Genomic DNA, 6,850 nt, shown 5'->3' on the forward strand with positions numbered 1-6,850 from the left:
CCCCGGACTGGAGGAAAGTCACGACCGAGGAGCTAGTTGTAAGACTAGGATAGCAGACCGCCATTTTTGGCAAAAGGATTGCGCCCGGAAACCCTGGCAATAGGGATATTAAGGCCCGAAAGTCTTAAGAATCCCCGTCGCATTAGCGCGGGGAGTGTCAATAAAATCAGCAATTTTAGCTTTCTACGCCACCACAAAAGGCGAATGAAATGCTAAAAATTGAAATATGAAGCAACAACGGTATAATCAACAACAAATTGAATCGTTCGCCCAAGCGGTATTGAACGATGGCTATTGTGTGTTGCGCGATCACTTTTCCACCGCAACACTGAAGGTTTGGCGCGAAACTTTTGCGCCCTTGCTACACGATCATATCGAGCGCGAAGGTAAACTTCGCAATCGCGGCCCAGCTCGTTATTATGTTACCCTTCCTTTCAACGCTCCCTTTGCGGATCCCAGTATTTATGAAGATGAGGATGTGCTAGCACTGGTTGAGCGTTTGGTGGGCGAAGATGCGGTGATGTGCCAGTTGGCGACAGACACGCCGTTGCTGGGTTCTGACTATCAAGAGGTGCACCGGGATGCGCCGCCACTTTTCCCGGAAACTGGGATAGAAACGCCGCCATTCCAACTAGCGGTTAACTTCCCACTCGTCGATATGACGCTGGAAAATGGCCCGTTTGAGGTGGTGCGGGGCACGCACATGATCTCGAAGGGGGAAGGGTTGCAGCGGATGGAGTCGGGTGAGATCAAGTTAGAGCCGGTTTTGATGCAAGTGGGAGATGTGATGATCCGCGATGTGCGGGGGCTTCACCGAGGCACTCCTAACCGCACGGAAATACCGCGCCCTATGGTGGTGATTGGCTACAGCCGGCGCTGGTTATATCGCCCGGAGGTTTGCATTCACATTCCCCGTGCTTCCTTCGATACTCTTTCGGAACGCGCCCGCCATTTATTGCGCTTTAATCCAATTGTGGAATCCCTGGAAGAGAAGCCGGAAGTTGAGGTTTATCAAGCGTTTGCTTACTAAAAAATAATGTGATAGGCGTTCGCTCTGTGACATAAAAAGGGCGATCGCTTTTGCTTTTTTTTGATATTCAACCGCTTGCAAAAATCTCGAATTGGTAATTGGTCTTGAACACAAGCCGTTAACTCATATCATGTCCGGCTACTTACCCATAATTAAGCCGCAACTGGAACTTGAGGCCACCCGTGAAAGTTTGTTAAACCCCGAATTAAATCTTGCTGTTGGAGTAATTGTTTGCAGCGATCAAATAAAACCTCTTCTAATTCATCAAAATTTTCAAAATTTAAAAATATTCTTGGTTCTATCAAAACGCCAAATTATCAAGAATTAGGAAAGGCGAGAGAGTTTGCATTCAGTCAAGTTTCTAATATCAATTCCGGTTGCATTGGAATGATTAAACCGCAGAGTACGCTCTTAACGCAGAGTTCGAGAACAGAGAGATGAATAATTCCGATGCTAAGGGATTTGATATAACAAGATATTTGGAACTGTTTTGCACACTGCTGTTATGGTACCTCATCTATCTGAGAAACCCTAGATCGGGGTTTGGAGCACGGGGCTACAGTGGCATTCTTTTTGCGGGCTGGTATAACTACTCGGAATGCACAAATATTGCAATTCCTCAAGCGCTTGTGGGAGAGGGCAAATTAGTATTGGGTATAGAAAAATCTACAGGAAGCATCGAAGCGGCTGTCCCGTTCGGCTTGCCAGCAGCAGGGTCGGGCTGGTAGAGTTGGATACGATCGCGCCCAAGTCGTTTAGCTTGATACAGCGCTTGGTCGGCTGCGGCAATCAGAATTTCGGGTCCCGATTCAGATGCAGGAACAATACTCGCTACGCCCAGACTGAGAGTGACGTAGCAGCTCACTTGAGAACCAACGTGAGGAAGCTGCAAAGCGGAGATTTTGAGCTGTATGTGTTCGGCTACCTTCACAGCGCCTTGAATCGCGGTATTTGGCAAAATAACGGCAAATTCTTCGCCTCCGTAGCGAGCTACTAAATCGGCGGGGCGATTGACTGCACTGCCGATCGCCCCGGCGACTTGCCGCAAACATTCGTCTCCCCCTGGGTGTCCGTAGGTATCGTTGTAACTTTTAAAAGAATCAATATCGCAGAGAATCAGGGACAGAGGCGTTTGTTCCCGCGCTTGTCTGCGCCACTCCATTTCTAAATACTGATCGAATCGGCGGCGGTTTGCTAGCTGCGTGAGTTCATCTAAACTGGCCAAGCGCTCTAACTTGAGGTTGGCCGCTTGCAACTGCTGGTAGAGTTCTGCTTGCTTGATGGCGATCGCCAACTGGGTGGCCAGAGAAGACAGCAACTCTACTTCCAACTGCATCCACTGCCGGGGACTGCACTGGTGGGCCATCAGCAGCCCCCACAACTCGTCTCCTTGCACTAAAGGCACTACCAAATAAGCTCTCACGGCGAATTGTGCGAGCAAGTCAATTTGATATTGTGGCAAATCCGCGGCCAAGACATCGGCGATGGGTCGTATCGCCCGATGTTGGTACGCTTCGTGATAGAATTGGTCAAAACAGAAATTTTCCAGGGTTTCCCCCAACATCGGCTTGCAGTTGGGAGCTACAGATTCCACTGTTACCGCCCCCGTCGCCGGGGAGAGGCAGAAAGTGCCGGTACAGGGGTTGAAGCGGACGATCATCACTCGATCGGCCTGAAGGAAGTGGCGCACTTCTGTCACTGTCGTCCTGAGCACTTCGCCCAAATCAAGAGACTGGCGGATGTGCTGAGTAATCGTGGCCATCAGCAGTTCTCGTTCGTTCTGCTGCCGCAGCGCCTCTTCTGCCCGCTTGTACTCGGTGATATCTTGAGCGGTGCCGAAAATTTGTTTGGGCCAGCCGTCGGCTGTGCGGGCGAACACTTGATCGCGGCCGCGGAACCAGCGCCATTCGCCCGATCGATGTTTGAGCCGATAGTCCAACTCCAAAATATGCCCGTCTTGGGCCGAGGGAAATTTTTGCTGGTGGGCTTTGAGCCTGGGCAAATCTTCTGGGTACACCAAACTGGAGTACAAAGCAGTTTGCATCTGTAAAATTTCTTGGGGAGTGTAGCCCAGCAAATTAGAAGCTTGACCGTTGACGTAGACGTTCCGCTGTTCGGTCAAATCGTAGATGTAGAGCAAATAAGGCGCCGCGTCAGCAATCTGCTGGATGAAATGCTGGCTCGATCGCAATTCTTCCTCCACCCGCTGACGCACTTGCACTTCTTCCAAAGCTTGATCCCGCATTGTGCGGTAAGCTTGGATGCGGTGGGTGAGGTCGGTCACGTCTTGAATCACCAACAGGGCGTAAAACGATTGGCAGTTTGATGGCACAAAACCGTAAGGCGAAGCTGAAGTCCTCAAGTTTGAGGGGGATGCGTCATCAACAGCTTCTGGTTCTGGCAGCATACCTTCTGGTTCCCACTCAAGAGTCGATCGAACCAAGTCAGGAATATCCTGTTGAGCACAGCCCGGTGAGAGTGCAGGAACAGCAGTCACAGTAGTTTGCTGAATGCGCTGCAGGCTGTCTTGCCAAGTTGCCGGAATCAGGTGTTTGTGAATTTGAGAAGAAAAAATTGTTGGCGGGCCTCCTGCAAAGATTTGCTGGAAGCGATTTGCGTACTTTAGCTGGCTCAGGTGAGGAAAATAAGTTGTGATCTTTGTTCCCAAAATTTCGTCGCGGGGAATTTTCGTCCAGTCTTCGAGACAGGTATTCCAAAACAGCACCACAAAATCATCTCGCAGCAGGCAAGCGCCGACAGGTACGCTGTCAAGAACTCCAAACTTTTCCTCAATTGTTTTCTTTTCCTCGATCATAGACCCCCGACAAGTTGATTGATAGCAGCCAACAAGGTATCAAAGGAACTGACATTGAAAATGAGGATGATATCTCCTTCAATCTGAAGCCTTTCAATAATGAAAGTCGTCTGGGCTAATAAAACAACTGTATCAGTACCTAAACCGCCAGATGTCAGCAAAGTAGCAATCGTTCCTTCCGTGTAATTGGGAATTGAGTAGTTCAGGCGCTGCTGAAGTAAGTTGCTGATTGCACCCATGACCCCATTAATTACAATATTTCCCACTTCACTGAGCGTACCAATTTTGACAGAATCGAGATCGTGAGTTCCAGCTTCTTCCCCTGTGAGCATTGTCACGAGCATAGCCGCGCTGTCGGTGGGAAAGACTAGCTGGGCAAGGCCTCCAAAGGATCCTGTGAATTTTAGCTGGACGGCGGCGATTTGCTCGCCGTTGAGGTGCTCCTCTAAAACTTCTTTCACGTCGTGAGGAGTCAGGATTTGAACGTAGGGAATTTGTAAGCGAATCGGGGAGTCGATCATGTCGTTCAAAATCCCTGCTGCTTGACCTATACCGATGTTGACGAGTTCCTGCAAAGCATCGAGCTGTCGAGCGCTTAATTTCATTGGGTGCTCTCCTGGCTGGCACTGAGAGCTTTTTTGATCCACTCGATCAGTTCGTCTGAGTTCGGCATTTTGTGAATGACTGCCAGGGCTCCGAGTTCCATGCACTCGGAGTTGGTAGTTGCTTGGATGTCTGCGGTAATTACGATGACTGGAATTTTATATCCTCTATCGCGCATGGTTTGCAGGACTTCCCGACCTTCCATTTCCGGCATCAGCAGATCTAAGAGCATACAATTTGGGGCTTTTGTGCCGAGCAGTTCTAGAGCTTGTGGCCCGCTGGATGCTTCCAAAGTTTCGTATCCTTCAGCTCGCAGCATTTTGCAGATTACTTTGCGAGTCAACCACGAATCTTCGACAACGAGAATTGATGTCACTACGTTCTCCTCCTTCTATTGTTTAGGACTGACCGGCGTTGCAGGTACTACTTTTATCTTGACTGTAATTTAAAGTGCTGGGACGGTGTGTGATCGAGATTGACTCGGAATTCCTGTTCTTAAAAACTAACGCATTAATGTGTTGGATAGTTTAGTATCTTGGACTATGGGAAGAAAAAACCCGGTTTCTGAATGAAACCAGGTTTGCGGGGATCTGTAAGCTGTCGCGCATTTAAATTGCATATTCTCCGCGGGCGGGACGCCCACGCCACAAGAGTTTTATTGTTTTTTGACATACAATTTAAATCCCGAACAGCTTATTGCTCCTAACATGGGCGCTTAATTATAGATTACCAAACGCTTCCGGAGCGACTCTACTCGCTGTTTGGCAGTGGCATTGTCTGGATCGCAGGCGAGAGCTTGTTCGTACATTTCCAAGGCTTGAGCTGTTAATTTCTTACGCTCGTAGGCGTGACCCAGATTGTTGAGACACGTAACGTATTCTGGCTGCAACTTCAGGGCTTCTTTGTACTGGCGGATCGCGATGTCGTACTGTTCTTGCCCGAAGTGTGCAAAACCGAGGGCGTTGTAAATAACGGCTTGATTTTCTTCGCCTTCTAAGTCTTTGGCTTTCAGGGCTTTTTGAAACAGTACGATCGCCTGGGAGTAAAGCTTCTTATCTAGATAGATACTTCCTAATTCGTAGTATTCCTGTGCTGTTCCTTTTTCTATAGTCAGCTTATTTTCTAAGCGTTCGAGAGACATTTCCAGCTTCCGAGTTTTGAGAATCTGGCGCACCACAAACCAGGAAGTGCTGCCGAGTATAGCGAGCAGGACTGACAGGTAAACAATAAGCAAATTACTATCCATGTTTTTCTTAAAATTAGGTAGATCTGGGGAAGGTTTTATTTATTTTAATGCGCTAGCAATCTCTGAGATTTGCCTCTGCAACTGTATAAAAAACAAGGAAAGAGCGATCGACCGGCCCGATCGCGATTTCTGAAAAAGCAAGAATTCAGAAGTAAGAACAAAGAAGGAAAGTTTGTCTCAACCTCCTAGATTTATCAGGAGTTTTCCTTCTCTGGCAGACAGTTAAATCTTTCTTACTTCTGCTTTCTGCATTCTGAAAATGCAGCGAACTTTCACACTCCGGCTCGATTGGCCATTTCCACAACTTTACCGAATGTTGCGGGGTCAATGATCGCCATTTGTGCCAGCATTTTGCGGTTGATTTCGATGTTGGCTTTCTTCATGTTGCCGATCAGTCTGCTGTAGCTCGTGCCGTGTTGGCGCGATGCGGCATTGATCCGAGCAATCCACAGTCGGCGGAAATCGCGTTTGCGTTTTTTGCGATCGCGATAACCGTTACGCAGGGCCTGCATCACCCGTTGGTTAGCTGTGCGGAACTGTTTCGACTGTGCGCCTCGGAAACCCTTGGCTAATTTGAGAATTTTTTTGCGGCGCGCTCTGGCGACATTACCGCGTTTTACCCGTGTCATCTTTAATTTCCGTTAAACTTTACAAGTATGGAAGCATTAACCGCACGTTAGCATCGTTGGTCTCGTCGATGACGACCAGCTTAGATAGACGGCTTTTGCGAGCTGAACTTTTGTGCTGTAGCAAGTGGCTTTTGTAAGCTTTACGGCGCACAATTTTACCGCTGCCGGTCGCTCTAAAGCGCTTTGCGGCTGCTTTGCGAGTTTTGAGTTTTGGCATGGACTGGTGTTATTTGGACACAAGGTTCTACCGTATCACGTTTTTGCTACTTTCTGCAAGGTCGATTTGCGGCTTGGGAGTTGGAGAGAGAGTCCGATGGGGAGATTTGGGGGTTGGGAGTTGGGGAGAGGGTTCGATGCGGAGAGAATTTGACGATTTTTTCTATTTAACTAGGACTTACGCATTGACAGAATAACAAAATAGTGCATTGATAAAGATGGGTCGTTTACTTTCTAGGTATCGGACAATCAGAGAAATTACTAAACCATCGACAGCACAATGCAATCTAGACCTCTACACCTTATTTTTG

Annotated in this window: 7 protein-coding genes; 1 reads left to right on the forward strand and 6 read right to left on the reverse strand. The window is 48.3% G+C overall.

All coding sequences use genetic code 11. The features are described from left to right. Nucleotides 1-226: 226 nt before the first annotated feature. Complete coding sequence (locus tag ACUVJL_RS20970) at nt 227-1,030, forward strand: phytanoyl-CoA dioxygenase family protein (RefSeq protein ID WP_445247603.1); 804 nt, start codon at nt 227-229, stop codon at nt 1,028-1,030. Nucleotides 1,031-1,649: 619 nt separating this feature from the next. Here the strand turns inward: ACUVJL_RS20970 and ACUVJL_RS20975 are convergent. The 6 genes from ACUVJL_RS20975 to rpmI form a co-directional block, all read right to left on the reverse strand. Beyond that, a complete protein-coding gene (locus ACUVJL_RS20975; RefSeq protein ID WP_445247604.1) occupies nt 1,650-3,845 on the reverse strand; it encodes a sensor domain-containing diguanylate cyclase in 2,196 nt (731 codons plus the stop codon). After that, nucleotides 3,842-4,450 carry a chemotaxis protein CheC gene (locus ACUVJL_RS20980; protein WP_445247605.1) on the reverse strand — a complete coding sequence of 203 codons (609 nt, stop codon included), beginning with the start codon at nt 4,448-4,450 and terminating at the stop codon, nt 3,842-3,844. Before ACUVJL_RS20980 ends, ACUVJL_RS20975 begins: the two co-directional genes overlap by 4 nt. Next, nucleotides 4,447-4,824 (reverse strand): response regulator, encoded by a 378-nt coding sequence (locus ACUVJL_RS20985; protein WP_445247606.1) that lies wholly within the window; start codon nt 4,822-4,824, stop codon nt 4,447-4,449. The genes ACUVJL_RS20980 and ACUVJL_RS20985 overlap by 4 nt, the downstream gene beginning before the upstream one ends. A gap of 339 nt (nt 4,825-5,163) precedes the next feature. Beyond that, the gene (locus tag ACUVJL_RS20990; protein ID WP_332953103.1) at nt 5,164-5,694 is read right to left on the reverse strand and encodes a tetratricopeptide repeat protein; all 531 of its coding nucleotides are present in this window, start codon (nt 5,692-5,694) and stop codon (nt 5,164-5,166) included. A gap of 272 nt (nt 5,695-5,966) precedes the next feature. Further along, nucleotides 5,967-6,323, reverse strand: coding sequence for a 50S ribosomal protein L20 (gene rplT, locus ACUVJL_RS20995; RefSeq protein ID WP_333109051.1), 357 nt, complete (start codon nt 6,321-6,323; stop codon nt 5,967-5,969). Between the two features lie 19 nt (nt 6,324-6,342). Then, nucleotides 6,343-6,540, reverse strand: a complete 198-nt coding sequence (gene rpmI / locus ACUVJL_RS21000; protein WP_006634164.1) for a 50S ribosomal protein L35 — start codon at nt 6,538-6,540, stop codon at nt 6,343-6,345. Nucleotides 6,541-6,850 lie beyond the last annotated feature (310 nt).

The sequence above is a fragment of the Microcoleus sp. OTE_8_concoct_300 genome (assembly GCF_031383065.1).
Classification (GTDB): domain Bacteria; phylum Cyanobacteriota; class Cyanobacteriia; order Cyanobacteriales; family Microcoleaceae; genus Microcoleus.

Coding starts and splice junctions, on each gene's coding strand:
- ACUVJL_RS20990 (WP_332953103.1), bottom strand. CDS start 5,694: ATGGATAGTAATTTGCTTATTGTTTACCTGTCAGTCCTGCTCGCTATA.
- ACUVJL_RS20970 (WP_445247603.1), top strand. CDS start 227: ATGAAGCAACAACGGTATAATCAACAACAAATTGAATCGTTCGCCCAA.
- rplT (WP_333109051.1), bottom strand. CDS start 6,323: ATGACACGGGTAAAACGCGGTAATGTCGCCAGAGCGCGCCGCAAAAAA.
- ACUVJL_RS20975 (WP_445247604.1), bottom strand. CDS start 3,845: ATGATCGAGGAAAAGAAAACAATTGAGGAAAAGTTTGGAGTTCTTGAC.
- rpmI (WP_006634164.1), bottom strand. CDS start 6,540: ATGCCAAAACTCAAAACTCGCAAAGCAGCCGCAAAGCGCTTTAGAGCG.
- ACUVJL_RS20980 (WP_445247605.1), bottom strand. CDS start 4,450: ATGAAATTAAGCGCTCGACAGCTCGATGCTTTGCAGGAACTCGTCAAC.